This is a genomic window from Pseudomonas sp. SWRI18 (assembly GCF_014268345.1).
GTDB classification, from domain to species: domain Bacteria; phylum Pseudomonadota; class Gammaproteobacteria; order Pseudomonadales; family Pseudomonadaceae; genus Aquipseudomonas; species Aquipseudomonas cedrina.
In genome coordinates this window covers 21,024-45,297 of record NZ_JACCQQ010000003.1, presented here as the reverse complement: position 1 = coordinate 45,297, position 24,274 = coordinate 21,024, and the positions used below count along the sequence as shown (strand labels likewise).

Genomic DNA, 24,274 nt, shown 5'->3' with positions numbered 1-24,274 from the left:
CCCGCTACCCACCAGTAGTAAGTGTTCACTTTTATTCGTAAGGTCTTCTGCAGACAACTCATACAATAGGCATCCTATGAAAATAAGAGAATATGTTGCTTCTGAGAAAAACTCAGACCTCAACTCTGCCGATGTCGCAGATCAGTCGATATGCAGTAGAGACTCGTGCTTCTTTGCGTCACTGCTCGAAAACTCAACAATGACACAGATCTCCAGTACCAAACCTGTTCTATCACCCGTCGTGGCCGAAGCCATTAACCCTTTACAGACCTCGAAAACCCGAATGGTGAAATTACTGAAATCAACCAATAAGCAGATAGATATCGAGCGGTTCAGGGCGTTCCCAGGGCTGTTGGCCAACATTCAGGTGACCTCCCAGATGTTAGTTAAATGCCTTGCCAAGTCAACTCAAGGCATTGACAAAATATCTAACCTGCAATAGTCCTCATGAGCAATTTCTTGCCTCGTGCATTACTCTTGAGCGCTGCTCTTATGCTGAATGGTTGTAGCGACCGCGTCGAACTTCATCGCCAACTCTCTGAGCAAGAAGCGAACGAGGTCATAGCAGAATTGGCAGATAAACATATTCGCGCACAAAAAATTCCAGCCAAAGACGGTGTTATCGTGGCGATCAAAGCAAACGACATGGGGCGCGCCGTACGCACACTGGAGGCCGCCGGACTCCCCCGAGTGGCAAGGACCACGCTGGGCGATACTTTTCGCAAGGAAGGCGTTATTTCCACACCACTGGAAGAGCGCGCACGCTATATCTACGCCTTGTCTCAAGAGCTTGAAGCCACGCTGTCTAAAATTGACGGCGTCATCGTTGCCCGAGTGCATGTGGTACTGCCGGAACGCATCGCGCCAGGTGAACCGGTCCAGCCAGCGTCCGCTTCAGTGTTCATAAAACACGATCCACGCCTGGATCCCGATAACATCCGCGCGCGCGTTCGCCGGATGGTCGCAAGCAGCATTCCAGGAATGGCCACAGCCATCGACAACCCGCAAAAACTCAGCGTGATATTCGTGCCTGCCACCCCATATCAGGAGCAGCAACACCTGGTGTATTTCGGCCCTTTTCTAGTGCCCGGTGAGGATCTCGGTTTTTGGAGAAGCAGCGTAATCGTCTCTTTGCTCGGCTCCCTGGTGACCGTGGTAGCCGGATTGTTTCTGCACCGTCGGCGTCGGCGACTTGTACAAGCGTCGTCTGTCCCTGGCGCATCAACTGGCCCGGCTCATGATGCTTAGAACCGAATACACAAGGAACGAACACTTGGCCTGGGCTCAATGGTGGGCATTCCCTTGGAGGTTTGCCCATGAAGACTGGAAGGACAGTCAGTACGCGACGATTGACGCACTTTATCGGAGCCGGCGGTCGGTGCCAGGGGATTTCATGGGTGTGAGTACCTGCTTACCCCCTGCCCCACAGCCCTCAGTACTGCGTCTGGCCCTTGCGTCGAGCGAACAACTCGCCTTGGCGCTGATACTGGTTCACGGCACCTTCAATCCTCAGGCGACTCCGCTTCTGAGCGAGAATCATCACCTGTGGTGCCTACGCCTTCACAAGGCACTGCCGCCTGAAATGCTGCCACTCGATGCCGATCCATTGCACTTGCTTCATAGCTGGCTCGAACCGACTATATGGCAGCGCCTGAGATTGCGCTTTTCCCGTGAACGGGCCTATCGGATTGAACAGAGCCCTACCTGCCTTGAAAACGCGAGCAGCCGCTTAAATACGCTCTGGCAGGCAGTCGTCTGGCGTGTCACATCCATGCCAAGCGACTCGATAGTTTCCTGACTCACATGGGTAAGGAGATCAATGATGCTATGTCGATATGCCATAGAGTTTTCCAAGGACAAGCGCGGATTGCTACGCAACTTCATCCCACGGGAAGACCTTGCAAATTGGAAGCAAGCAGAGCAGCTCTTGAGGCAAGCCAATGAGCAAGCCGACGAGCTACTGAATTTGACCAAAAAAAAATGCGAATCGCTGCGAGAGCAGGCATCGCTGGAAATCTGGCGACGCGCTGATGCTCAACTCAAGCGTTGGGAACACGACCGTCAAACCATGTGCGACAGGCTCGAACACTACGCGAACTCCATCACACGTGAGGCCATTCGCTGCCTGCTGGATGAAACGGTTGCGCCCACTAGACTGGCGGCTCTTTTGAAGCAATTACTGGCCAATCAAGTCCACGAAATCAGTGCGATCCTACTCTGCCACCCCCATGATATTGAAGAGATAAAACAATGCCTTGCCTATCACAAAGCCAGCGTTTGGAAACTTCACGCCGACGAGACACTCACGCCTCAAACACTGGTTTTGAAAACAGATGAGGGGGACTTTCGCATCAGTTGGAGCGCCATGCTTGCTGATTTTTTCAAACACGCAAATTAGTTTTAACTCGAATGCTAACGCTGCACAGTTTATGTCTCCAATCGCACGTGACAGCAACACCTGATTAGCAAATAAAAACTCAATGTACGATTCTAAAGGAACAGCCATGACCGTCTCTAAGGCTCTCTCATATCAAGCATTAAAAATTGCTGACTCCGTGTATAAAAAACTTGATTCACTTCCCCTTGATGCCATGAAAGATGAACAGGATGCTGACCTGTTCCTTCGGTTATCAATGCAAGCGACTGCTACCAACGCACTGTTCACGGAGAATCTTCGGATTGAACAGCTGTCTCTCAAAACCACTATTGAAAGTTTTCAATAAGATGAAAGGTCTCATCCGTGACTGGTTGAGCGGTCACGAAAAAAAACTCTCCCTCTTTGAAGGTAACGACGAAATCACGTTAAAACGTCAGGAAGCCCTCATTCTGTTGGAGGCTCAGCTGACTTCCACATCGTCAGATAACCCGACCGTGCAAAGTTGGCTGCGTTTGGGCGAGGTCAGCCTGAGTCTTTTTCAAGGCGCATTGGCCCGAAGAGCTGACAGTGGCGAACTCTGGCTGATTCAAGCCCTGCGCGATGGGCAGGGAGAAGCACAGGTGCTCGCTTGTCTTGAAACCCTGCTCAACCAGCGCGACATATGGCGTGCCACGTTCGCACGCCTTGCTCGCCCAGCCCAGCACCTCAAACCCACCTCGCTACGTTCACTGTCGTACTAACCAGAGAACTCTATATGTATAACAAGATCCACAAGCGCCGCAGCTTGAGCCAAGATGCGCGCGGCGTTTCATCCCGACGAACGACTTGGTACAGCGTGCTCCTGCTTTCCAGCCTGCTGACTCCAGTGGAAAACAGCTTCGCCGCCATCCCCCCGGAATGGAAAAACACCGCCTACGCCTACGAGGCCGACCACAAACCCTTACGCGAAGTACTCGAAGACTTCGCCCAGACCTTCGGCACGCAACTGCAAATCGAGGGCCTGCTGGAGGGGGACGTCAACGGCAAGATCCGCGCGAACACACCGCAATCCATGCTTGACAGGCTGGGCGTTGAGCACCGTTTTCAGTGGTATCTCTACAACAACACCCTGTTCATCAGCACGCTGGATCAGCAGGAGTCCGCGCGCCTGGAAGTCTCGTCGGAGACCATTTCCGACCTCAAGCAGGCCCTCACCGATATCGGCCTGCTCGACAGCCGTTTCGGCTGGGGCGAGTTGCCGGAAGACGGTGTGGTACTGGTTTCCGGCCCCAAGCGCTATATCGAACAGATCAAGCAGTTCAGCAGCCAGCGTCGCTCGCCGGATGAAAAGCAGAGTGTGTTGAGTTACCCGTTGAAGTTTGCCAATGCGGCGGATCGCCATGTGGATTATCGCGGCGAAAAGCTCACCGTCCCTGGCGTCGCCAGCATTTTGCGGCAGCTATTGGAGCCCCGTTCCGCCTCGTCGCTTTCTGCACTGAACCAACGCCCCACCTCCCAACCGGCCCCCCTCACGCCGAACGTGCCCCGGTTGGGCAACCCGCTGCTGGGCCAGATGCTCGGTGCGAATGGCAATATGGGGCAGTTTGACCCAGGCCCGGCGCTGACCCCGCGCGCTCCGGTATCCAACAGCCGCATCCGCGTCGAAGCCGATGTGCGCAACAACGCCGTGCTCATCTATGACTTGCCGGAACGCCAGGCCATGTACCGGGAGCTGATCACCCAACTTGACGTGGCGCGCAAGCTGATCGAAATCGATGCGATCATTCTTGATATCGAACGCACGCAATTGCGCGAATTCGGGGTGAAATGGGGCTTCCAGAACAGCCGCTTCCGGGGTGGCGTCAACATGGCACCCGGCACCTCGTCGCAGTTGTCGATTGGAAGCCGTGACCGTTTCAACGCCGATATCCGCGCGCTGGAAGCCAAGGGGCTGGCGACCATGGTCTCGAACCCTTCGGTGCTCACCCTGGAAAACCAACCGGCGGTGATCGACTTCAACCGCACCCAATACCTGACGCCCGGCAGTGAATACGCCACTATTCTGCCGGTCACCGTGGGCACCAGTTTTCAGGTCGTGCCCAGGGTTACCACCAGCCGCGGCGTTCATCAGATCCATTTGGCTGTGGATATAGAGGACGGCAATTTCGACGAGAGCAACCCCGACCCGAACCACCTTGATGTACGCCGAGGCAAGGTCAGCACCCAAGCCGTGATGGAGGAAAAACGTTCGCTGGTCGTCGGCGGTTTTCATGTCACGCAAAGTACCGACAAACAAAACAAGGTCCCCCTGCTGGGGAATATTCCGCTGTTGGGCAAATTGCTGTTTTCCTCGACCGAGCGCCAGAACAATCGGCGTGAGCGTTTGTTCATCCTTACACCACGGGTCATCGGCGATCAGGACGACCCGTCGCGCTACTTGCCGCAGGCCGACCAAGCCGAATTGCAAGCCGCCCTCACCCCACTGGCCAGGCGCTATTCGCCTCACGAGCCGGTGATCAAGCGCAGTGACATCATCAGCACCCTGGCGCGCCTGGTCAGTGGGGAAGTGCCCAAGGCGTTCAAGTCGGCGCCGATGCCCCTGGGGCTCAGCACCTTGTGCAGCACCCGTGACTTGCTGGCGTTGAATACCGAGCGCAGCCAATGGTTCGCAGGCCCCGAGTACAACGTGGCGGTCGTGGTGCTGCGCAACCAGTTCAAACGCAATGTGCGTATCGACGAAAAGGAATGCAGCAATTCGCAGACCCTGGCGGTCACCGTGTGGCCGCGCGCCTGGCTCAAGCCGGGGGAAGAGGCCGAAGTCTTTATCGCCATGCGTCCCGTGGTGAAGGACGAACACCTCAGCGTGCCGCGCCCTTCCCTGATCACTCCAGCCCAGAAGGCTACGCCATGAAACTCAGACTCTTGTGCATGACCCTGATCGGCGCAGCGGTGCTCATCACCGGCTGTACTCCCACCTGCAAAGGTGATTCGTGCTCACGCCCGCAATCGTCCAAGGACAAGATGGTGATCTGGTGGCCGCCGCAGATGCGCGTCGAGCCCGGCCCCGCCGGCGAGCGGGCGGATTACCAGACGGTCTCGCTGGAACGGTGAGGCACCAACCTATGTCCGATCAACGCCAGGTATTCCTGGACGCTCTGATGAGCGGCACTGCCGCTCACCTGCCCCTCGCGCAAGGGATCAAGGTCTGCGCATTGCATGCGGGAAACCGGCCGGGACTGGCCCTGCAGGTGGCTCGCGAAGCCGTGCAGGCCGGGCAATTGCAGCGTGTATTGGAACGACGCTTTGAGCAGGCTTTGGCGTTCGACGGCTGTTTTGTCTACCTCGACGCCCAGCACGCCCTGGTGATCTGGCACGCCATGCCGGCAAACACCAGTGAGCTCGACAGGATCCTCAGCCGGATGCTGTCGCTGGCCAATTTGCAAACGCTGGACTCGCCCACAAGTCGCTGATCAACGCTGCTCAAGCTCGGGCAGCTCCAGGGTTTCGCGCTTGGCTTCATCATCCAGCTCACGCAGGGTGCGGTAGATCAGAGCCACGGCCTGCAAGGTTTCCCGGGGGATACTGGCCCCCAGTTTTTTCGTGTAGAGCGTGCGGGCCAGCCATACACACTGGATTACCGGCACATCGGCCGCCTTGGCGCGACGGATCAATTTGCGCGCTTCGTCGTCCGTGCCTTTGCTCACCAGCAGCGGCAGCGGCGTTTTACCGGGGCGGTAATACAAGGCGACAGCAAAGTGTGTCGGGTTGACCACCAGCATGTCGGACTCCTCCAGCTTGGGCAGCTTGACCTTCGGTTCTTCCTGGGCCAGTTGATAGGCCAGCGAACGCCTTTGGCCTTTGACGTGAGGATCGCCTTCCATGTCTTTGTACTCTTTGACGACCTCCACCTGGGTCATGCGCATGCGCTTGGCGAAAAAGTGTTTCACCATGACCAGGTCGATGAGGGCCAGTACCAGCAGCATGCCCAGGCACACATGCAGCAGGTGGCGGAACAGCGCGATCAGCGCAAGGATGTAACTCTGCAGATCACTCGTGGCCAGGTTGATCAGCGTGCTCAAGGAGGGACGGACGACCACATACACAATCAACCCGATAAGACAGGCTTTCACCACACTCATCAACAGGTTCATCAACTGCTGGGCCGAGAACATTTGCTTGATTTGGCTGATGGGGTTGAGACGGTTGAAATCCAGTTTCAGGGTTTCGGGGGCAAATAACAGTCCGAACTGCATCCAACTGCTGATCAGCTTAGTGGTAATCGCCACGCCGGCCATCAACAGAGCGAATGAAAAAAACACACCCAGCCCTTCAAACAACACTTCTTCCAGCGCTCGCACAAAGGGCTGGTCCAGGCGCGATATCGGCAACAGCATCAACTGCTGGAAGCGCTGCAAGCTGGTTTCGGCGGTGGCCAGGGCGATCTCGCTGATGGCCGTGAGCACCATCAGTTTTGCCACATCCTGACTTTGCGCGACTTGGCCTTTCTTGCGTTGGTCACGCAGTTTCTTGGCCGAAGCCGGGTGCTTTTTTTCGCCTGAATCACTCATGGGTTAGCGACCTTGATCAACACTCCCAGTGAGTGTTTGAGGTCACCCAGCAAGCCCATGCGCCCGACGATCAGGTCCTGCAGCAGCGCGAAGTACAGCAGCAGGATACCGATACCCGCCAGGCATTTGACCGGTGGCGCCAACGTGCTTACCTGCAATTGCTGACTGTAGACCCCCAGCAACGCAATACCGAATTCCAGCAACAGCAACACCGCGATAAAGGGCGCGGCATAGAGCAGCATGTGTGTGAAGGTATCGCCAAGCAGGCCGACAAACACATCCATGCCATTGGCGGCAGGCAGTGGAAACCACAGAGTGGGCGGCCAGATCTGGTAACTGTCCCAGATAACCTGGGTCAGCGTCCCCAACCCGAGACTGACCATCAACAGGAAAATTGCCAGTTGCTTGAACAAGTGCCCGATCGGCGTCGCGTCCGGCCCCAGCGACGGGTTGAGCTGCCCCCCCGCCAAGGCGCCGCGCTGGTTGTCCAGCAGCGCGCCCACCGACTCGAACATCCAGAACGGCATCGCCAGCAGCACCCCCAGTAAAATCCCCAGGGCCACCTCCTTGAGCACCAACGCACCCAGCAGCATCGCCGAGTAGTCCTGGCCCGCCAACGCGGCGTGGATACCCGGCGCCGGCATCAACGCCATGACCATCACCAGGGTATGCCGCGGCATGCCACGTATGTGTTGAAAACAGAACGCCGCCACCAGGATGCCGCAGGGGTAGATACGCGCCATGCCGATCACCAGGCTGGGCAGATATTCGAGATAAAGCAGCACGGGCAGCGTCTCAGTTCAGGGCCGAACGGCCGATCATGTCGAACGTCAGGTTGATCAGCTGGATCAACTCAACGCCAATCCAACGGCCGGTCATGATCAGCGTGACCCCTACCGCCACCAGCTTGATGCCAAAGGGCAGCGTCTGGTCCTGAACCTGCATCAATGCCTGCACCAGGGACGTCATCACCCCAACTATCACCGCCACGATCAACGGTGGCGCCGACAGCACGACCACCAGCAACATGCCCTGCTTGAATAGCACGATCGGTTCCATAAGCCACTCAGAGATAGGAGAGGAACAAGCTGTCGAGCAGACGCGACCAACCGGACACCATCACGAACAACAGCAGCTTGAGCGGCAGGGAAATCGTCATCGGCGAGACCATTTGCATGCCCAGCGCCAGCAGCAGGTTGGAGACAATCAGGTCAATGACGATGAAAGGAATGTAGATCAGGAAGCCGATCTCGAACCCCGCCTGCAGTTGCGACAGCACGAATGCCGGGATCAGCAGGATCAGGTCCTCGCGCTGCACTTGCTGCGCCATTTGCGCGGGCCACAGGCGCGCGGTGTTTTCCAGCAGGTGCGTCAGCACATCCGCGTCGATGTTGCGCAGCATGAAGGCACGCAACGGTTTGATGGCTTCATTGCCTGTCTGCAGGAGCGTTTGCACGTTGCTCACGTCCAAAGGCGAGGCTTTGACGTGCTCGGCAATTTCATACCCCACCGGTGCCATGATGAATAGCGTGGTCGCCAGCGCGATACCGTTGATGGCCATGCTCGGTGGCACCTGCTGCACACCGATGGCGTTACGGGTGATCATCAGCACAATCACGATCTTCAAGAACGCGGTGCAGACGATCAACAGCATGGGCATCAATGACAGTGCCGCAAGAAATACCGCCAGGACTAAGGGGTCCAACCCCTGAAGGATCATCGTCCGAACATCACACGGGACAGCTGCAAGCCCAGCCGCCCGTCGACTTCCACCAACTGCCCCTGGCCGATGGGCCGGTCGCCGTAATAAAGCCCGGCCATGCCCGGCGCGTAGCCGGCAATGCCCAGCACCGCACCGGGCGCGAGGTTGCGCAACTCACCCAGGGTCAGGTTCAGCGTGCCGCAGCGTACGTTCAACGCCATGCTCAGCTCATCGAACGGCTCGTGACCGAATACATCCACCACGGGCTCGCCGTCCTCATCCCCAGGGTAGTGGGGGGCTATGAATTCTTCGTCCACAGACGTGTCCTCGATTGAAGTAAGGGTCAGGCACAACGGCCCGCTGTCATCGTCAATGCACCCGTGCAGTCGCCGGGTGCCCAGCTGCAGGTAGCCATCGCCCTGCGCGCGAAAGAACGTCTGCTCAAGCACCAGCACGTCACCGGCCCGCAGGCTGCGGGCTTGCGCGATCGGTAACTGCACGCGCCCAAGGATCACCGCGATGGCCAGTGGAAAAGACGCCGGAAGCGGCGCGGCCGTAGCACGCCATGGCCCGGCTTCGCACAACGTCAGGAAGCTCTCGGGAGTCAGCCACACATACCCCTCGACCCGGGATTGCCCCAGAGTCACGCTGAGTCGGCAGCCGAACGCTTTGGGTCGCGGGGCCTCCAGCAATCGTACGTAGCCCAGCAGCGCTATTACCTGAGGGCTCAGGTGATGCTGGAACAGCGCCCAGAACCAGGAGTCCGGATCGTTGCCGGATGGGGCCAACGTCACCGGGCATTCACCCAACAGGCTGAGCAACGGCCCGGCCTCAGCAAGCGCCAGCACACCGCACACGGTTTCGAAGCACACAGCCTCGCCCGCTGCGGGAGCACGGCCCGGTTCGAGCCGTAATTGACCACGCTGTTCGGCCACCTGAAATGGCAGGCAAAGGCCACGCCCGAGTCGACGACGCGCGGCAACCGTGTCGCCCTTGACCGCAGGCAAGCTCAGCAGCGGCATTATCATGCGCGGCCGACAGTAGACAGGTGCAGGCTGACCGGCTGCCCCAGCGCCACCGCGAGCCGGTCCTCACAGGGTTGCCGTACGCCACTGAGCCAGCGCGCGGTCGCATCCTCTTGCGCTTCCAGGTCGATACTCCAGGCGCCCTGCTCGCGGCGCACGCGGGCGTTGATCCGCCCCAGGCGAGGCACGTACAACACGGCCTGAAGCGGCCATTGCGAGACAGCTTGAATACGAGGTGCCAAGTGTTCGGTAATTGCCTCGATCATGGCAATGCTGTCTACCCCCTTCGAACTCGACAGCGAAGTGTGCGCACCCGAGCCGTCCCCGTCATCGGTCCACAACTGCGCGAATAACCGCGTCAATTCCGCCGGCACCACGCCCGCGGTTCCCGACTCACGGTCCTCTCGCGCTTCACGCAGGCGTGGACGTTCAGCGGGTTTATCTGAAACCTGGGTCATGTCGGCTCCTGCGCCAGTAAAAGAGACAGTTCTTGAAGTTTTTCCACCTGACGCAGGCATTCGGTGACTTGTTTTTGGGCACTGCCGACGCGGGTTTGCTTTTCTTCCCGCTGTTCCTTCAATGCCTCCAACTGGCCCATTTCGCGGCGGGTGTTGGCAGACAGCGAACGCTCCTGTGTCCCCCAGGATTTCAGGGCCTGCATGCTCAGGACCTGGCCCTGGTGCTGGCTGAGCAGCTGTGCACTTTGCAGGGCTTCCTCCTGCCGGGTTTGCTCAAGCGCATCCTGGGCCTGCTGGATATGCGCCAGCAGCGCCTGCTGGGCCCGCTTCGCTTCACGCAGGGCACGTTCGGCCCGGTCAGCCCGGTGCCGACGCAGGCGCCGCAGTGTCTCGACCTCACCGAGCAGCACGTCAGAATGGGACATTGGCCGTCAGCTCCTTAAGGTGTTCCAGCGTGGTTTCCATCGATGCGGGCTCACGCAAGTCCTGGCGCAAAAAACCATCGACAGCCTGGCGACTGTCCACGGCCAGGTCGGTCAGCGCGTCGCTGCCCGGCTGGTATTCCCCAAGCTTGAGCATCAGTTCGATCTGCTGGTAGGCCGACAACAAACGTCGCAACGCCGTACCCGCCTGGATATCCGCAGGCTCGGCGACGTTGCTCAAGATTCGCGACAGGCTCGCCAGCACGTCCACCGCCGGGTAGTGCCCACGCTCGGCCAACTTACGGGACAGCACGATATGGCCGTCGAGCAGCGAGCGAACCTCGTCGGCCACCGGGTCATTCATGGAGTCTTGCTCGATCAGTACGGTGTAGATCGCGGTGATCACACCTTCACGGGTCAACCCGGCGCGCTCTACCAGCCGCGGCAACAGGCTGTACACCGAAGGCGGCAGGCCGCCGCGGCCCAGGGGTTCGCCGGCGGCCAGGCCGATTTCGCGCTGGGCACGGGCGAAACGGGTCAGGGAGTCAATCAGCAGCAATACCCGTTTCCCCTTGCGCCGGAAACCTTCAGCCAATGCGGTGGCGGTAAAGGCTGCACGTGCCCGTTCCATGCTGGAACGATCGGACGTTGCACACACCAGTACCGCTTTGGAGCGCAGTTGATCGTCGAGTTCATGATCGAGAAATTCGCGCAGCTCCCGGCCCCGCTCGCCGATCAGGCCGAACACGATGACATCGCAATCAACGTTACGGGCGATCTCGGCCAACAGCGTGGTCTTGCCGCAGCCGGCCCCGGCGAACAGGCCCACACGCTGGCCTTCGCCCAGTGTCAGCAAGCCGTCGATCGAACGCACCCCGGTGGCGAGCGCGCGGTTGATGCGTGGCCGCTCGGTGGGCAGAGGCGCTTCGCACAACACCGCGCTGGAGTCCGCAACGTGCGTCTCGACAAACGCACTGGGGCCTTCCCCCGTAATCGGCCGCCCGAAACCATCCAGCACCTGGCCCAGCAATGCATCGTTGACCTGAACCCGATGCGAAACGCCAAGACGCTCCACGCCGGCCCCCACCTGCACGCCTTCCAGGTTACCCAAGGCACTGAGCACGGCATCCTGCTGATCGAAACCGATGATTTCCGCCAGCATGTAGTCGCCAGGCTTTTTTTCTACCTGGCACAAATCACCAATGCGCGCCTGAGGCAGCCGGCACTGCAGCAACATGCCATTCACGCGCTGGATTCGACCGCGCATCGTCACGGGCGCGAAGGTGGCCAACGATCGGGCCTGGCGCTGCTGCCAGGCGTCGAGACGCGCTTGCAGTTCGGCGTTCACCAGCGCACCTCATAACGTTGAACGCCATCGAAGATTACTTTGCTGTTGTCGATCAGCACCAGGCGCAGGCCATCCACTTCATCCCCGACAAACAGTCGGCTGCCCTCCTCCAGCACCACGTGGCCATTGGGCCCGCCCACGATCTGCACAATCTTGAACGGCAGCGTCCCATCACGTGCGCGAACACGGCTGATCACTGGCACCGCGCTGTCGAACTGCTCGCCAAAACGGCTGAGCATGCGCGCAACCAGCTCCACGTCATCCTGTGACACGTCCCCACTGAGCGCGACTTGCCCATTGATCACTTGCAAGCTGATGCGCTGGCTCAGCTCCCGCTCGTTGAGCATCTTCAACAACTGCTGGCGCACCTCAAAGGGCGAGGCCAATTCATGTTTCTGCGCCACGGGCGGCATCAACGAAGCCTGGGCGCCAGGCTCCCCGGTGGTCGCCATGCCCACTACGATGAAGATGACCGTGACCACCAACACCAGGCTGATCAGGCGCTTCTGCTGCGATTGCGAGATGGTCGATAACTTAAGCGTTCGCACCGGCTCGTTGACCTGCGGCGGCACCGAAGGCGCAGGGTCTGGCGCCTGCGGCCAGGGCTCATCAGCCGAGGTGACGCACAGCCGCACGCTCCCCACCGAAAACGTGACGTTCAGGGCAAGGTGTGCGATCTGTGCCAACGTCTGACCATTGGCGTCCTGCAACAACCCCGCCTCGGCCTGCACCGACCAGTTCGAATCGATGAGTCGCAGCCGCGCATGCTGCTCGGCGATGCCTGGATCGGTCAGCACCAAGTCAGAATCGGCGCTGGCGCCGATGCTCCATTGCTCGCCAAACAAGGGCAGCGCAGCGCCCTGATGGCGCCCATCAAGCACCCGCAGCTCGAACATCATCAAACCTTCCGTGCCGGACATGACCAGCCCCTCATGCCACCGCACCGCGCATCAGCTCGTCCTGGCCAAGGTCGAAGCGTCCCAGCACCTTGACCTTGGAGGCGCTGCCCAGTTCGGCAAAAGACAGCACCGGCACGTGATTGAATTCTTCCACCAGCAACGTGCGCAGCGGGCTGCGCAAGTCCTGCGCCACCAACATCACGCTCTTGAGTTTCGGACGCACGGAAAAGGCTTGATTGAGCAGCCCGACCAACGCCGCGCTATGTTCGTCCTCCAGGGCGAAGAACACCCCGGTCTGGGTCTGGCGCAGGGCTTCGCGCAGGATGTTTTCGGTCTGCGGCGACAATAACCAGGCATGCAGACCGTCGGCTTCGCTGTACTGGTGGTAGATCTGTGCTTTAAGCGCAATGCGCGCGTAATCGGCCAACGCGTCCGGCTCACGTTCATGCTGGCCGTACTCGATCAACGACTCGACAATCAGCCGCACGGCCCGTAACGGCACACCTTCGCTGGCCAGGCGTTGCAGCACCGCCGAAAAGCGCGACAGCGGCATGATCCGCTGCAGTTCCTGAACCAGTTCCGGCTGATTGTGCTCCAGCCAACTGAGGATCGACTTGCTCTCCTGAACCCCCAGGAATTGCGGCCCGCTGAGCATCATGGCTTGTTTCATGCGCTCAACGATCAGGCTCGCCGCGCTGAAGCGCTCCAACTGCGGGTCGTCGAGCAGCGGATCATCCGGCGCCAGCCAGAGCCAATCCTGCTCATCGCGCTCCGCAAGCCCGGGTATGCCGTGCTCCGGATCAACCGTCAGGGCCTTGCGCTCAACCGCCACATGGTTGACGACCGACGCCTTGACCATCGGCACTTCATGCACGCAGAAGCGCATTTCATCGTCGGCCAATGAGTCATCAAGCTCAACCTCGAACGGTGGCAGTGTCAGGCCAATATTGGCGACCAGCGCATTGCGGGCCTGGCGGATCGAATGAATAAGATCCGTCACTTCAGGGGTCCCCCGCAGCACCGGAGAGAACTGCAACAGGTAGGGCCTGGACGGATCGAACCCGCGCAAATCTTCACGACCGTTCTCTTCGGGGCGCACCGCTTCGGCGGTTTCTGCTTCGGGTTGCTCCTGCCGTTGGCGCTGGCGCATCAGGTAATACCCCAGGCTGCCGGTGATCAGCGCGATGAGAACAAACACCCCGGTAGGCATGCCGGGTACCGCGGCAAAGGCGAGCATCCCCACGGAGGCGATCATCCAGCTCTTGGGCTCGCTGGTCATTTGCCGGGCAATTTCGGCGCCCATGTTGCTGACGCCCCTGCGCCCGTCCGGCGCTACACGGGTGATGATCATGCCGGCGGTAAGGGAGATCAGCAGCGCCGGAATCTGCGCGATCAGCCCATCGCCGATGGTCAGCACCGAATACAGCGCCATTGAATCGGCAGCGCTCAAGCCGTGTTGGAACATGCCCGTTGAGAAGCCCCCCAACAGGTTGACCACGACTATGATCAAACCCGCAATGGCGTCACCCTTGACGAACTTCATGGCGCCATCCATCGCTCCGAACAATTGACTCTCACGGGACAACTGCTCGCGTTTGTCCCGTGCCTGCATGCCGTCAATCAGGCCGGCACGCAGGTCGCTGTCGATGGACATTTGCTTGCCGGGCATCGCATCCAGGCTGAAACGCGCCGCCACTTCGGCCACCCGCTCCGAGCCCTTGGTGATCACCAGGAAGTTGACCAGGGTCAGGATCAGGAAGATCACCATCCCCACGGCCAGGTTGCCGCCGACCACAAAATTGCCGAACGCCTCAACGATGTCACCGGCGTCCTGCTCCAGCAGGATCAGGCGCGTCGTCGCAATCGATAGCGCCAGGCGAAACATGGTGGTCAACAGCAGAATCGACGGGAACGACGAAAATGCCAGGGGGCCCGGAAGGTAGAGCGCCAGCACGATCAGCAGGCACGAGATGCAGATATTGAGCGCGATCAGAATGTCCACCAGCCAGGTGGGCAGCGGCACGATAAAGATGAATACGATGGCCATCACCACCACGGCGCCCAATACTTCGGCGCGCTGCGCCACCTTGAGCAAAAAGCGGTTGATGGCCGAAAGCGCAGTCACGCCATGGCCCCCAGCTCACCTGGAAAACGTGCAGGGCCGCGCGTTATACGGTCCATTTCTCCGATCACCGCCAGGAAACTACGAAGGGTTTCTTCGCGTACCCGGCTGTCGAGCCACAACGCCAGGGGCAATTGCTGGACCAAGGGGTAGAGCGCATTGAGCGAGACCAACTTGCGCTCGTCAGGGCCGCCCGCCAGCTCATCACCGATCCGCAGGATTTCAGCCGCTGTGATGCCGGTGCCGGCGAAACTCAGCATGCGCTGCAGCAGGTTCACTGCGTCGTGATCTATACCCAGGCGCTCGACCAGCGCATGACAACCCGCCAACACGCCGCTCAACTGTCCACAGCTCTGCAGGCCCAGTAACAAGCTGCGCAACAGAGGTGTCGGCATTGAAGACACCTTGGCCGCGATGTCGTCCGCCAAGGCTTTTCGCATCACCCTGAGCCCGTCGCCAAACCGCTCGCCTCCGTACACCCCCAGCAGCGCTTGCATCATCGTCGCCAACGATTGTCGTGTAACCACACTGGCGTAGTAGAGCGTACGCAGCGCCTGGCGCTCCTGCGGGTCGACACTGGCCGCTTGCAGCGCCAGAGCGATGTTCAGGCCGGCCTGGATCTCCCCTTTGAAACGGACCTCCAGGTTGGCGATGGCATCCCGCGCCAAGGCCGCTTCGGAGGGTCGCACCTCGGCGTCCGCCTGCGCCGCCACATGCGTCAGGACGACGAACGCGCGCGCGGGGTCGCCCTCGGAAAGCTCCAGCAAGTCTTTAACGTCAGCGCGCTGGCGTAACGCTTCCCTTGCCAGCAACGACATCATTGCCAGGGTCTTCTTGGCCGGATGCCCCAACTGGCGATACAGCTCCGCCATTTTTTCAATCGGCGGCACGCGCACGCTCATCTTGCGCTGACTCAACGGCTGACTGTTGTTTGCCACTTCCTGATTGAACAGGTGAGCGAGTTCATCCACACCATTGACGGGCACCGGCGTAGAGGTCTGGATGACAGCAGGTTGATCCAGTAGTTGGACCGTTTGCACATCGGAAGAGGATTCGACTTTCATGAACAGACCTGCACAGGAAGAGTGTTTCCCTGTGTGGCAAGCCCCACTCAAACGGTTCCATCCCGTCGGATCCCACGACGAATTTGAAAGGACTTGCACAGAGCTTCAGGGCTCTATGCCAATCACTGCACAAAATCATCTTATTTCTAGATATTTATCATTATAAATCAAATAGTTATTGAGTTCATTTCCTTGGCATAGCCAGTGCAAAAGGGGTTCCCGTCGATACCTTTTCGACTGCGTCTACTCCAAGGAAATAATCATGAATATCCCTATTGAAGCTTTAGCGCACCTCGTTGGCAGCTCGCCTCAATTCATGCTTCACCTGACGGACGATCAGCAAAAAAAACTTCGGCGCTTCATTCACAAGCGCGTACTCAACCCGGAAGATGCCGATGACCTTTTGCAGTTGACGTACCTGGAAGCCTGGCGCAACCGGGAACGTTTCAGCGGCAATGCGACGCTTAGCACCTGGATGTGCGGTATTGCGCAAAACCTCATCCGCAATCACTTCAGGCGCCTGTACGCCAAGCCCGTGCATTGTGAATTCGATGAGGCCTTGTGGCATGGGCAGGACGATAACCACAACCTGGACTGGGAGTTCGAGGTCAACCGTCGCCTGGAAAAAACCCTCAGCGCTATCGACCATCTGCCGGTGGAAATGCGCAAGACACTGTACGCCTCGCTGGAAACTGACGGCAGCTATCAGGACACGGCGGACGCTCTGGATATTCCTATCGGCACTGTTCGTTCGCGTCTGTCCAGGGCGCGCGAACAACTCAAACGCGCCACTCACAACTCGCAGTATCCTTAAAGGCAGGCACCGCGTTGGGTGGCAGGGATATCTGCCCAACGCGATCAGGCTTTTTTGCTACTCGGCAGGGTGAATCGCCGGCCACTCGTCGCCCGAGTCTGGCGATTTACCTTAAACAGTTGAAAGCGTAGATAAAAATTCAAAATAAATACTTGACGCATTCCCGTTCTACGCGAATAATGCGCGCCACTTGGCTACATAGCTCAGTTGGTTAGAGCATAGCATTCATAATGCTGGGGTCCGGGGTTCAAGTCCCTGTGTAGCCACCAAGTACTAAAAACGGCTTACCGAAAGGTAGGCCGTTTTTTTATGCCCGTTGCCACCCCCTCCCCGTAGCGGCCCTTCATGCAACGGAATTCGGCGTCCTTATACGCTGATCCGCCAAGTCAATCGTCAGATCAGGACGTGGCAAGGGATTCAAGGTGTCGTTCAAGTTCATTCGCAACGGCTTATCCGCATTCGCCCCGTACTCGAAGTCCACGTTGACATGTTTGTGAGTGTGACTGAGCGTAGCGCTGCTGGAAAAACTGAGATTCGTCATGGCTGGCACCGACATGGCATGTGACTGGCTGGCGGTATAGCTCATGCTCATGCTTTTGACCCGCAGGTTGCCGGGATCACTCAGCGCACGCTTGATCAAGGACTCGGTCCGTTCACCTGCAAGGTGGCTACGTTCGATCGTACGCAGAATCTCTGGCTTGAGCTCCATGCCCAGCCTTACTGAGGTGCCGTCGCCCCGCTGCAGCTGCTCGATTATCTGGGCAAACTGTGGGTCATCCTGAAGCCACTCTACGATGGCTGTCTTGTTCGCCGGCGCGACATCGTCCAGCCAGCCATACCGCCCATTGTCACGCAACCCCACACGTGTAACAGAGGACTCGACCGACGCCAACTGACGTAGACCGCCATTCATCAGGTCCTGCTGGGTCATTAGCATGTCCAGCGCCTGGCTGATAGCGTAATAGTCATCCGGCTTTGTCGCCAAAGGCGGATGAGTCGTCAGAAAACGTTGCAACGTAGCCAGTTGTTCACCCACAGATCCCTGCGCACCCGACGGATCAGTGCCGGCCAAGTCCCGTCTGAATTGTGGTGAATAGCGTGACAGGCTGTGCTGAATGCCGTCGATCTGAGATTGAGTCACCGATTGCGGCGCCTTGAAAGAAAAACTGAAGGCCTGTGACTGCCCACGATCAAGTTTCACCATGACTGATACTTCCGGCAAAGCAAAAGCGGCCGTCGCTGGCCCGCCGGCTTCGGCGCTGCCCAGCGCCAGCGCATTGATCGGCGCGAAGTTGGCCCCCACCCCCCCCTGTCTCAGCCATTGCGCACTGCTTCCCTCGCCGTGGCTGGTGCCCGTTGCAGAGCGCGTGGTGGATTGGCTCTTGTCCGCGTGCGCAACGTTAAGGTTACCTACCACCCCGATACCGGCGCGTATCACCGAGTCCAATTCAGCAATGTCCTCCTGCGGGCTATACATCAAACGCAACTGCGCGAGCACATCCAGATTAACGTCAGCACTGAATTTCGAGCTTTCGCCGGCCGCGTGTTTCTCTCCCAGCGCCAGTAAGTCGCGCAAACCACCAGCCTGCCCCATCAGGATCGACATCATCTTGCCGAGGTCCGCCTCCTTCACGTCAAAGCCGATGCTGGAGCTTTTGTTCTTGGCAACGGCAGCCGTCAACTCACCCGCAACCCGCAAGCCTGGCCCCACGGCACCACCCCCTCGGCCTAACGTCACACCCGAGGCTACAGAGCTGGCCAGGCGCCGCATGTTGTCCGTGCTGATCTCCACCCTCGCGCCTGTGTCGGTACGGCTGATACTTACGCCATGGGTATGCGACTTGGAGGCCCCCAGAAAAAACTCCACCGGCGCCACAGGTTTTATTCCGGTCACCATCAACCCCAGGCTTTTGCCTTGGGTCCGGCTGGGGCTGAGGGTCTGGCCGCTGTCCAGCTGCTGCACCTGGTGGGTCATTGCATCCTTGATGGATGCATCGACGGGCAATCCCAGCAGACTCGAAAGGTGCCAGTGCAAGGCCGATCCTGGTGTTCCAAGATCTTTGGCCAAGAGCTTGAAGTTGTCATACAGGGATTCGGCCTGCTCGTAACTGGCGATATTCTGGCTGGACAGCTTATGGATCGGGTTCTCTTCAAACCCCCTCATCACCGACTCCGCCGACGCTTGAATTCTTTTCAAGGCACTTGGGCTATTACCGGATACGCTGTCGAGCTCCTCGGCGATATCGGCCAGTTGCTTTAGCGTATCGGCATGGTGAATCAGGTCGGCCTCGATGATTGCCGACGGGTGACCGAGATCTCGCTTACGCTCCGGCTTCCACTCGGGCAGCATCAAGCCTTGCCCTTCGAAGTTGGCCAATAGAGCGGCCGTTGATTTTCCCGGCGAAGGCGTAACCCGTTTGAATGCTTCATACAGTTGGTGCAGCGCCGATTCAGCGCTCGGCATCGTTCGACTCAGCGTGGGCTGTGGGTCAAATGTCAGTCCATGTACATCCCCCAACAAGCGGGCGCTTGACTGACTGCTGTCTTCTACCTTGGCCAACGCCTGGCTGAGCTGTTTGGCCAACGCTTGCCGCGGTCCGGATTCGCTCAAAGCCATCAGGCGAGCGCTCAGGTCAGTGGCAACAGGCCTGGTTTTGGAGAGGGGTTTGAGCTGTTGGTGCAGTTGCTTATCGGCAGCGTAAACGTCCTCCAGTCCCCGGCGCCCTTTAACGTAATGTTGAATGGATTTGCCTTTCTCACCAAGGGCCTCCAAGGGGTGAAAGTGGGCGTTGATGCCTTGGAAAAAACTGCGTTTGAGCGGCACACCTTCACGGGTTTGCCCCATCACATTGCTGCCCACCGTCAGCGCGCCGTCTGATACCGGCCTGCGCATTTTAGAGGCCGTCAAGGTATCGGCCAATAACGGTACCTGCGTCGCCGATCTCAATGGCCCCCACTCCAGTGCATTCGGGGCCGCCTTGTCCAATCGATGGAATTGCTTGTCCCAGCCGCCAATCAGGTGCTTGTCGGCCCCCATTCGCAAGGATTCCAAAGACTGTCGCTCCGGCAACTCAAGCTTGGTCCAGTTATGTGCGGCGCCGTCGCTGCCCTGCCAGGCCTGGCGATCCAACCTGAATAGCCCACCGTCTTGAGTGTGCGTATAGAGATTGGCTTCATGATCGAGCGCCAGCGTTTTTATCGCCAGAGCAGGTGAAAGCCGCAATGGGCTGACCACCCCATCCACGCAGACCTGGAGTTGATGGTCTTTATTGACGGTTACAAAATTGCGGCCGTCGGCTACAGCGAAGCCGCGGACGGGATTCCGGGAGTTCCCGGCGAGCACCTCAACCAGTGAGACATTGGGACGTGGCTTGGGAAGCGTACTTAATTCATAGCTGGCGCCCTCAAAGACCGGATCACGCACTTTTTGGATCGTCACAGCTTTGAGTTGTCCCTCTTGCAGCGCGTAGGCACGTCCGTCCAGCCCACGCTCCAGATGAGCCACGTTCTGTTGCGCGGTGTTGTCCCAGCGTTGCGCTCGTGGATCCCAGCTCAACAATTTGCCGGAATCAAACGCAACCTTGCCCCGCTGTCCAAGATCAATCGCCGTCGTCAGCGCCTGCTGGCTGGGCAAGGGCAGGCCTTTCTCGATGCCCTTGACCCACACGTCGCTCAGGTTCCACTGCGGGCGCAGTCCGTTAGCCTCACCCAAGGGCGAGCTGTGCAATTGCCGACGGGCATCGCGAACCTGAACGTTAAGCTGCCCGGTGTCATCATGAAAGAACCCCTCGACACGCACGGCGCCCTTTAACGCCTGCTCCATTGATTCGAGCGATTGCCCCGTCATCGCTAACACGCCGTCGCGCGCCAGGCGCACATCCGCACGCAGCAGTTCACCGTCGACCGTCGCGCCATACAACGCATTGCCAGCCAAGCCGATTCGCGCGAGCTGTACAGGTGCGCCGTTTTCATCAACCGGACGTACCACTGCCGAGTCTGCGCCATGAACATGCACAACCGACGCGCCCTGTGCCTGACTCAACACGACCGAGGCGCGCCCCTCTGCGCTGCTGTCCAGCGAACCCTGGGGGGTCTTCAACAACTGCCCCTCACGCGTCAGCCCGAGACGGCTGTACGCCTGGTTATCGGCGTCGGGCAACCAGGACAGGGCGAGCGGCTCAAAACGATAAAGACGCCCTTCCTCCAGCCGAAACTGTTTGCCCTCTGCGGTTGTTTGCACACCACTGATGCTCCCCAGATGCGCCCGGCCGGGAGTGCTTAAAGACGCTACCGAACCTTCGCCACCGGCCGTGTCAGGCAGGCTGCTTTTAAAGACCGCCGCAACGGCCGGCGTGGGCTGAATATGAAACAGGTGATGTCGCTCGTCCTTGAAACGCAATGTGTTGCTGCCCACGACAGGGCTGCCGTCAGCCACATAGTGCTTGTCCGGCGCGTTGAGGTGGCTGGCGATATCGCGCCCGACCAAGCTCCCGTCAGGCTCCAAGCGCCCGCCCTCCAGGCGGATATTGCAAAGCATTGAAGCGGCGTTCAGCGATTGATAGTGGGGTTGCGCCATGACGGGCACAGCAGCTTGATTGGAAGTCGAATTATCGTTTTTAACCGGCTTGAACGAGGGCTCGATAACGTCATGCAGCGACTTGATACCGTCTAATTTTCTATGCATAACAGACTCCGGAATCAGATTGATCACAGTTGACTTGTGGGCACCTGCATTGCGTTGGTTCCAGTGAAGAAAAACAAATCACCCCGGAACGCCCGATCCTCTGCTGCGGTAAAGTCCTCATGGAAAGGCCAGAACATTCTCAACATGAACGGAGTTCACCGCGTGCTTTCAATTTCCCACCGTCAACTGCCGATGATTGCCATAGCCCTGGCTCTGGTCGGCTGCCACCCCCCCATCGCTGAGCAACCGCCGGCACCGGAGCTGGGTTCGGGCTATCGCGCCAACCTCGCCCCCCGCCACGCCGAGCGCCATATGGCTGCTGCCGCCAACCCACTGGCCGCCGAAGCCGGGCGCGAGATGTTGCGCCAGGGCGGTTCGGCGATTGATGCGGCGATCGCGATGCAAGCGGTGCTGACCCTGGTGGAACCGCAGTCCTCCGGCATCGGCGGCGGTGCGTTCATCATGCTGTGGGACGGCGCAAACGTGCACGCCTATGACGGCCGTGAAACCGCACCGGCCGGGGCGACCGAACGGTTGTTCCTGACGGCCGACGGCAAACCGATGACGTTTGCCGAGGCGCAGATAGGCGGCCGTTCAGTCGGCACGCCTGGCGTATTGCGGGCGCTCGAACTGGCGCACAAAAAAACCGGCCGACTGCAGTGGGCCAAGCTGTTCGAACCGGCGATCCGGCTCTCGGAACAGGGTTTCGCCATTTCTGCGCGCCTGCACAGCCTGATCGCGGCGGATCGCTATATCGTGCAATCGCCCGAAATGGCCGCGTACTTCCTGAATGCCGATGGCACCCCGAAAGCCACCGGTACGCTGTTGAAAAATCCGGCGCTGGCAAGCGTGTTCAAACGCATTGCCAAGGAAGGGCCGGATGCGCTGTACCGCGGGCCGATTGCCGATGAGATCGCACGTAAAGTGCAAGGCCATCGCAACGCGGGCAGCCTGTCGCTCGCGGACCTGAAGGGCTACACAGCCAAGGAGCGCATGCCGCTGTGCACGGACTACCGGCAGTGGAGAGTCTGCGGCATGCCGCCGCCGTCATCGGGCGGGGTCGCTATCGCGCAAATCCTGGGTACCTTGCAGGCGCTGCAAGCCCGCGACCCGGCGCTGGCCATCGCCGCGATGCAACCGGTGAAAAGCCCATCGCCGGCCAGCCTTGAGCCGACAGCCGACGCCGTGCACCTGCTGGCCGAAGCGGGTCGCCTGGCCTTCGCTGATCGCGCGCTCTACGTTGCCGACGCCGATTTTGTCCCGGTGCCGGTCGCCGGCCTCATCGCCCCGGACTATCTGGCCAAGCGCGCTGCGTTAATCGGCGAGCGCAGCATGGGTATCGCCAAGCCGGGCTTGCCTGCGGGCATCCAGGTGGCGTACGCGCCGGATCGTTCGCCACTGCGCATCTCCACCTCGCAAGTGGTGGCGGTGGATGACAGGGGCGGCGCCGTGTCGATGACCACGACAGTGGAAGCGGCGTTTGGCGCCCATGTCATGGTTCAGGGCTTCTTGCTCAACAACCAGATGACCGACTTTTCGTTCATTCCCGCGGAAGATGGCCAGCCCGTGGCCAACCGTGTCGAGCCGGGCAAACGCCCGCGTTCGGCCATGGCACCGACGCTGGTGTTCGACCGCAAGAGCGGCGAGTTGCTGGCCACGCTCGGCTCGCCCGGCGGCTCGCAGATCATCGAGTACGTGAGCAAGTCCCTGGTGGCGATGCTTGACTGGAAACTCGACCCGCAAGCCGCAATAGGCCTACCCAACTTCGGCAGCCGCAACGGCGCAACCGAATTGGAAACCGGTCTGTTCAGCCCTGCGTTGAAACAGGCACTCAAGGACAAAGGCCATGCGCTGAACGAGATCGAGATGACCAGCGGCATCCAGGCCATCGTTCGAACACGGGACGCCCAGGGCAAGGTGTCGCTGATCGGCGGCGCCGACCCAAGGCGTGAAGGCGAAGCGGTCGGCGACTGAACATTTCATCCAACGGAGAAAGCGCCCGTGCAGCAGGCAGATAATCTCGGTGCCATCCTTGGCATCGACCACGGTTTTTGTTCGATCAATGATCCGCTGCGCCCGGCAGAGGTGTTCATCTGCAAACAGGTGCACAGCGCTTCGGTGATTAAATGGCAAGCGGGCCTGCAGCCCAATACGGTACAAGCGGATGGGGTGTTTACGAGTGAGCATCAGCCAATCGCGGTGATCACCGCCGATTGTTTGCCCATACTTATTGCCTCGCAAAACGGCGAGAAGGTAGCCGCTGTGCATGGCGGTTGGAAGGGCTTGCAGGCGGGGATAATCGCCAATGCCGTCAAGCGCTTTACCGATGCAGGCATTGCCACGGACCAGTTGCGAGTAGCGGTCGGGCCGTCGATCAAGCCATGCTGCTATGAAGTCAGCGCAGAGTTTGTTGCCCGGCTCCAGGCGGACCAGGGTCACTTGTGGCGCGATGGCCCAGCGCCGTGGACCACTGCGCAACCGACGCCGCTGCTGTCACCCGAAATAGCACCGCCCCATGCCAGGCAAGAAGGAAGTGCGTGGTTCGATTTGAGCGGGTATGGGGTGATGTTGCTGCAGGCGGCGGGCCTTCGGCGGGAGCAGATCGAGGTGAGTGAAATGTGTACTTACTGCACTTCACCAGCGTTTGCCAGCTACCGTCGCAGGACGCATCACCCGGAAGAAATGAAGACGCTGATCTATTCGTGGATTGCGCTCAGCCCTTGATAAACACGCGGTCTTCTGTAGTGAGCGGGCTTGCCCCGCGCTGGGTGGCGAAGCCGCCCCGTTAAAGCCACCGCCGACCTCCAGGTAG

The 24,274-nt window shown here is 59.5% G+C and carries 22 protein-coding genes and 1 tRNA gene; 11 read left to right on the top strand and 12 right to left on the bottom strand.

Annotation, left to right across the window (positions count from 1 at the left end):
* The first annotated feature begins 447 nt into the window (after positions 1-447).
* From sctJ to H0Z09_RS04955, 7 genes are all read left to right on the top strand, one after another.
* Entirely contained in the window at positions 448-1,248 is an 801-nt protein-coding gene (sctJ, locus tag H0Z09_RS04985; protein WP_186688050.1) for a type III secretion inner membrane ring lipoprotein SctJ, read from the top strand.
* Between the two features lie 574 nt (positions 1,249-1,822).
* Entirely contained in the window at positions 1,823-2,398 is a 576-nt protein-coding gene (sctL, locus tag H0Z09_RS04980) for a type III secretion system stator protein SctL (RefSeq protein WP_186688047.1), read from the top strand.
* 106 nt (positions 2,399-2,504) lie between these two features.
* Positions 2,505-2,723, top strand: coding sequence for a hypothetical protein (locus tag H0Z09_RS04975; RefSeq protein WP_186688045.1), 219 nt, complete (start codon positions 2,505-2,507; stop codon positions 2,721-2,723).
* A gap of 1 nt (position 2,724) precedes the next feature.
* Positions 2,725-3,117 (top strand): type III secretion protein, encoded by a 393-nt coding sequence (locus H0Z09_RS04970; RefSeq protein WP_186688035.1) that lies wholly within the window; start codon positions 2,725-2,727, stop codon positions 3,115-3,117.
* Positions 3,118-3,131: 14 nt separating this feature from the next.
* Positions 3,132-5,267 (top strand): type III secretion system outer membrane ring subunit SctC, encoded by a 2,136-nt coding sequence (gene sctC / locus H0Z09_RS04965; RefSeq protein WP_186688032.1) that lies wholly within the window; start codon positions 3,132-3,134, stop codon positions 5,265-5,267.
* Positions 5,264-5,467, top strand: coding sequence for an HrpT family type III secretion system protein (gene hrpT / locus H0Z09_RS04960; protein ID WP_076951048.1), 204 nt, complete (start codon positions 5,264-5,266; stop codon positions 5,465-5,467). Before sctC ends, hrpT begins: the two co-directional genes overlap by 4 nt.
* An 11-nt stretch (positions 5,468-5,478) precedes the next feature.
* A complete protein-coding gene (locus H0Z09_RS04955) occupies positions 5,479-5,826 on the top strand; it encodes a transcriptional regulator (RefSeq protein ID WP_186688029.1) in 348 nt (115 codons plus the stop codon).
* Here the strand turns inward: H0Z09_RS04955 and sctU are convergent, their stop codons facing one another.
* Genes sctU through sctW form a run of 11 tightly spaced genes read right to left on the bottom strand, consistent with a single transcriptional unit; the run spans position 5,827 to position 15,964 of the window.
* On the bottom strand, positions 5,827-6,924 hold the full coding sequence (sctU, locus tag H0Z09_RS04950; protein ID WP_186688026.1) for a type III secretion system export apparatus subunit SctU: 1,098 nt from the start codon (positions 6,922-6,924) through the stop codon (positions 5,827-5,829).
* Positions 6,921-7,709, bottom strand: coding sequence for a type III secretion system export apparatus subunit SctT (sctT, locus tag H0Z09_RS04945; RefSeq protein WP_186688023.1), 789 nt, complete (start codon positions 7,707-7,709; stop codon positions 6,921-6,923). The genes sctU and sctT overlap by 4 nt, the downstream gene beginning before the upstream one ends.
* A 10-nt stretch (positions 7,710-7,719) precedes the next feature.
* Positions 7,720-7,983 carry a type III secretion system export apparatus subunit SctS gene (gene sctS / locus H0Z09_RS04940; RefSeq protein WP_186688020.1) on the bottom strand — a complete coding sequence of 88 codons (264 nt, stop codon included), beginning with the start codon at positions 7,981-7,983 and terminating at the stop codon, positions 7,720-7,722.
* Positions 7,984-7,990: 7 nt separating this feature from the next.
* Positions 7,991-8,644 carry a type III secretion system export apparatus subunit SctR gene (gene sctR, locus H0Z09_RS04935; protein WP_186688016.1) on the bottom strand — a complete coding sequence of 218 codons (654 nt, stop codon included), beginning with the start codon at positions 8,642-8,644 and terminating at the stop codon, positions 7,991-7,993.
* On the bottom strand, positions 8,641-9,654 hold the full coding sequence (locus H0Z09_RS04930) for a FliM/FliN family flagellar motor switch protein (RefSeq protein ID WP_186688013.1): 1,014 nt from the start codon (positions 9,652-9,654) through the stop codon (positions 8,641-8,643). Before H0Z09_RS04930 ends, sctR begins: the two co-directional genes overlap by 4 nt.
* Positions 9,651-10,109 (bottom strand): type III secretion system HrpP C-terminal domain-containing protein, encoded by a 459-nt coding sequence (locus tag H0Z09_RS04925; RefSeq protein ID WP_186688010.1) that lies wholly within the window; start codon positions 10,107-10,109, stop codon positions 9,651-9,653. Before H0Z09_RS04925 ends, H0Z09_RS04930 begins: the two co-directional genes overlap by 4 nt.
* Positions 10,106-10,534 (bottom strand): YscO family type III secretion system apparatus protein, encoded by a 429-nt coding sequence (locus tag H0Z09_RS04920; RefSeq protein ID WP_186688007.1) that lies wholly within the window; start codon positions 10,532-10,534, stop codon positions 10,106-10,108. Before H0Z09_RS04920 ends, H0Z09_RS04925 begins: the two co-directional genes overlap by 4 nt.
* Complete coding sequence (locus tag H0Z09_RS04915; protein WP_186688004.1) at positions 10,521-11,879, bottom strand: FliI/YscN family ATPase; 1,359 nt, start codon at positions 11,877-11,879, stop codon at positions 10,521-10,523. Before H0Z09_RS04915 ends, H0Z09_RS04920 begins: the two co-directional genes overlap by 14 nt.
* Positions 11,876-12,775: an FHA domain-containing protein gene (locus H0Z09_RS04910; RefSeq protein ID WP_186688609.1), complete on the bottom strand. Its 900-nt coding sequence runs from the start codon at positions 12,773-12,775 to the stop codon at positions 11,876-11,878. The genes H0Z09_RS04915 and H0Z09_RS04910 overlap by 4 nt, the downstream gene beginning before the upstream one ends.
* Positions 12,776-12,809: 34 nt before the next feature.
* The gene (gene sctV, locus H0Z09_RS04905; protein WP_186688001.1) at positions 12,810-14,903 is read right to left on the bottom strand and encodes a type III secretion system export apparatus subunit SctV; all 2,094 of its coding nucleotides are present in this window, start codon (positions 14,901-14,903) and stop codon (positions 12,810-12,812) included.
* A complete protein-coding gene (sctW, locus tag H0Z09_RS04900) occupies positions 14,900-15,964 on the bottom strand; it encodes a type III secretion system gatekeeper subunit SctW (RefSeq protein WP_186687998.1) in 1,065 nt (354 codons plus the stop codon). The genes sctV and sctW overlap by 4 nt, the downstream gene beginning before the upstream one ends.
* Positions 15,965-16,226: 262 nt before the next feature.
* Here sctW and H0Z09_RS04895 point away from each other — a divergent pair, with 262 nt between their 5' ends.
* Entirely contained in the window at positions 16,227-16,778 is a 552-nt protein-coding gene (locus H0Z09_RS04895) for an RNA polymerase sigma factor (RefSeq protein WP_076951036.1), read from the top strand.
* 192 nt (positions 16,779-16,970) lie between these two features.
* A tRNA-Met gene (locus H0Z09_RS04890) sits at positions 16,971-17,047 on the top strand.
* 74 nt (positions 17,048-17,121) lie between these two features.
* Here H0Z09_RS04890 and H0Z09_RS04885 read toward each other — a convergent pair.
* Positions 17,122-21,462 carry an AvrE-family type 3 secretion system effector gene (locus H0Z09_RS04885; protein WP_186687995.1) on the bottom strand — a complete coding sequence of 1,447 codons (4,341 nt, stop codon included), beginning with the start codon at positions 21,460-21,462 and terminating at the stop codon, positions 17,122-17,124.
* Between the two features lie 162 nt (positions 21,463-21,624).
* On the opposite strand from H0Z09_RS04885, the gene ggt reads away from it, so the two are divergent.
* Both ggt and pgeF read left to right on the top strand, forming a co-directional pair.
* The gene (gene ggt, locus H0Z09_RS04880; RefSeq protein WP_346656779.1) at positions 21,625-23,436 is read left to right on the top strand and encodes a gamma-glutamyltransferase; all 1,812 of its coding nucleotides are present in this window, start codon (positions 21,625-21,627) and stop codon (positions 23,434-23,436) included.
* A 27-nt stretch (positions 23,437-23,463) separates the two neighbouring features.
* Entirely contained in the window at positions 23,464-24,186 is a 723-nt protein-coding gene (pgeF, locus tag H0Z09_RS04875) for a peptidoglycan editing factor PgeF (protein ID WP_076951033.1), read from the top strand.
* The last annotated feature ends 88 nt before the right edge of the window (positions 24,187-24,274 follow it).

Bases quoted from the DNA above. Each gene is read 5' to 3' on its own strand.
- sctW (WP_186687998.1), bottom strand. From the start codon at position 15,964: ATGAAAGTCGAATCCTCTTCCGATGTGCAAACGGTCCAACTACTGGAT.
- H0Z09_RS04925 (WP_186688010.1), bottom strand. From the start codon at position 10,109: ATGACCCAGGTTTCAGATAAACCCGCTGAACGTCCACGCCTGCGTGAA.
- H0Z09_RS04955 (WP_186688029.1), top strand. From the start codon at position 5,479: ATGTCCGATCAACGCCAGGTATTCCTGGACGCTCTGATGAGCGGCACT.
- sctU (WP_186688026.1), bottom strand. From the start codon at position 6,924: ATGAGTGATTCAGGCGAAAAAAAGCACCCGGCTTCGGCCAAGAAACTG.
- hrpT (WP_076951048.1), top strand. From the start codon at position 5,264: ATGAAACTCAGACTCTTGTGCATGACCCTGATCGGCGCAGCGGTGCTC.
- sctR (WP_186688016.1), bottom strand. From the start codon at position 8,644: ATGATCCTTCAGGGGTTGGACCCCTTAGTCCTGGCGGTATTTCTTGCG.
- H0Z09_RS04970 (WP_186688035.1), top strand. From the start codon at position 2,725: ATGAAAGGTCTCATCCGTGACTGGTTGAGCGGTCACGAAAAAAAACTC.
- sctJ (WP_186688050.1), top strand. From the start codon at position 448: ATGAGCAATTTCTTGCCTCGTGCATTACTCTTGAGCGCTGCTCTTATG.
- H0Z09_RS04930 (WP_186688013.1), bottom strand. From the start codon at position 9,654: ATGATAATGCCGCTGCTGAGCTTGCCTGCGGTCAAGGGCGACACGGTT.
- H0Z09_RS04975 (WP_186688045.1), top strand. From the start codon at position 2,505: ATGACCGTCTCTAAGGCTCTCTCATATCAAGCATTAAAAATTGCTGAC.
- H0Z09_RS04920 (WP_186688007.1), bottom strand. From the start codon at position 10,534: ATGTCCCATTCTGACGTGCTGCTCGGTGAGGTCGAGACACTGCGGCGC.
- sctC (WP_186688032.1), top strand. From the start codon at position 3,132: ATGTATAACAAGATCCACAAGCGCCGCAGCTTGAGCCAAGATGCGCGC.
- sctS (WP_186688020.1), bottom strand. From the start codon at position 7,983: ATGGAACCGATCGTGCTATTCAAGCAGGGCATGTTGCTGGTGGTCGTG.
- H0Z09_RS04885 (WP_186687995.1), bottom strand. From the start codon at position 21,462: ATGCATAGAAAATTAGACGGTATCAAGTCGCTGCATGACGTTATCGAG.
- H0Z09_RS04910 (WP_186688609.1), bottom strand. From the start codon at position 12,775: ATGTTCGAGCTGCGGGTGCTTGATGGGCGCCATCAGGGCGCTGCGCTG.
- H0Z09_RS04895 (WP_076951036.1), top strand. From the start codon at position 16,227: ATGAATATCCCTATTGAAGCTTTAGCGCACCTCGTTGGCAGCTCGCCT.
- sctL (WP_186688047.1), top strand. From the start codon at position 1,823: ATGCTATGTCGATATGCCATAGAGTTTTCCAAGGACAAGCGCGGATTG.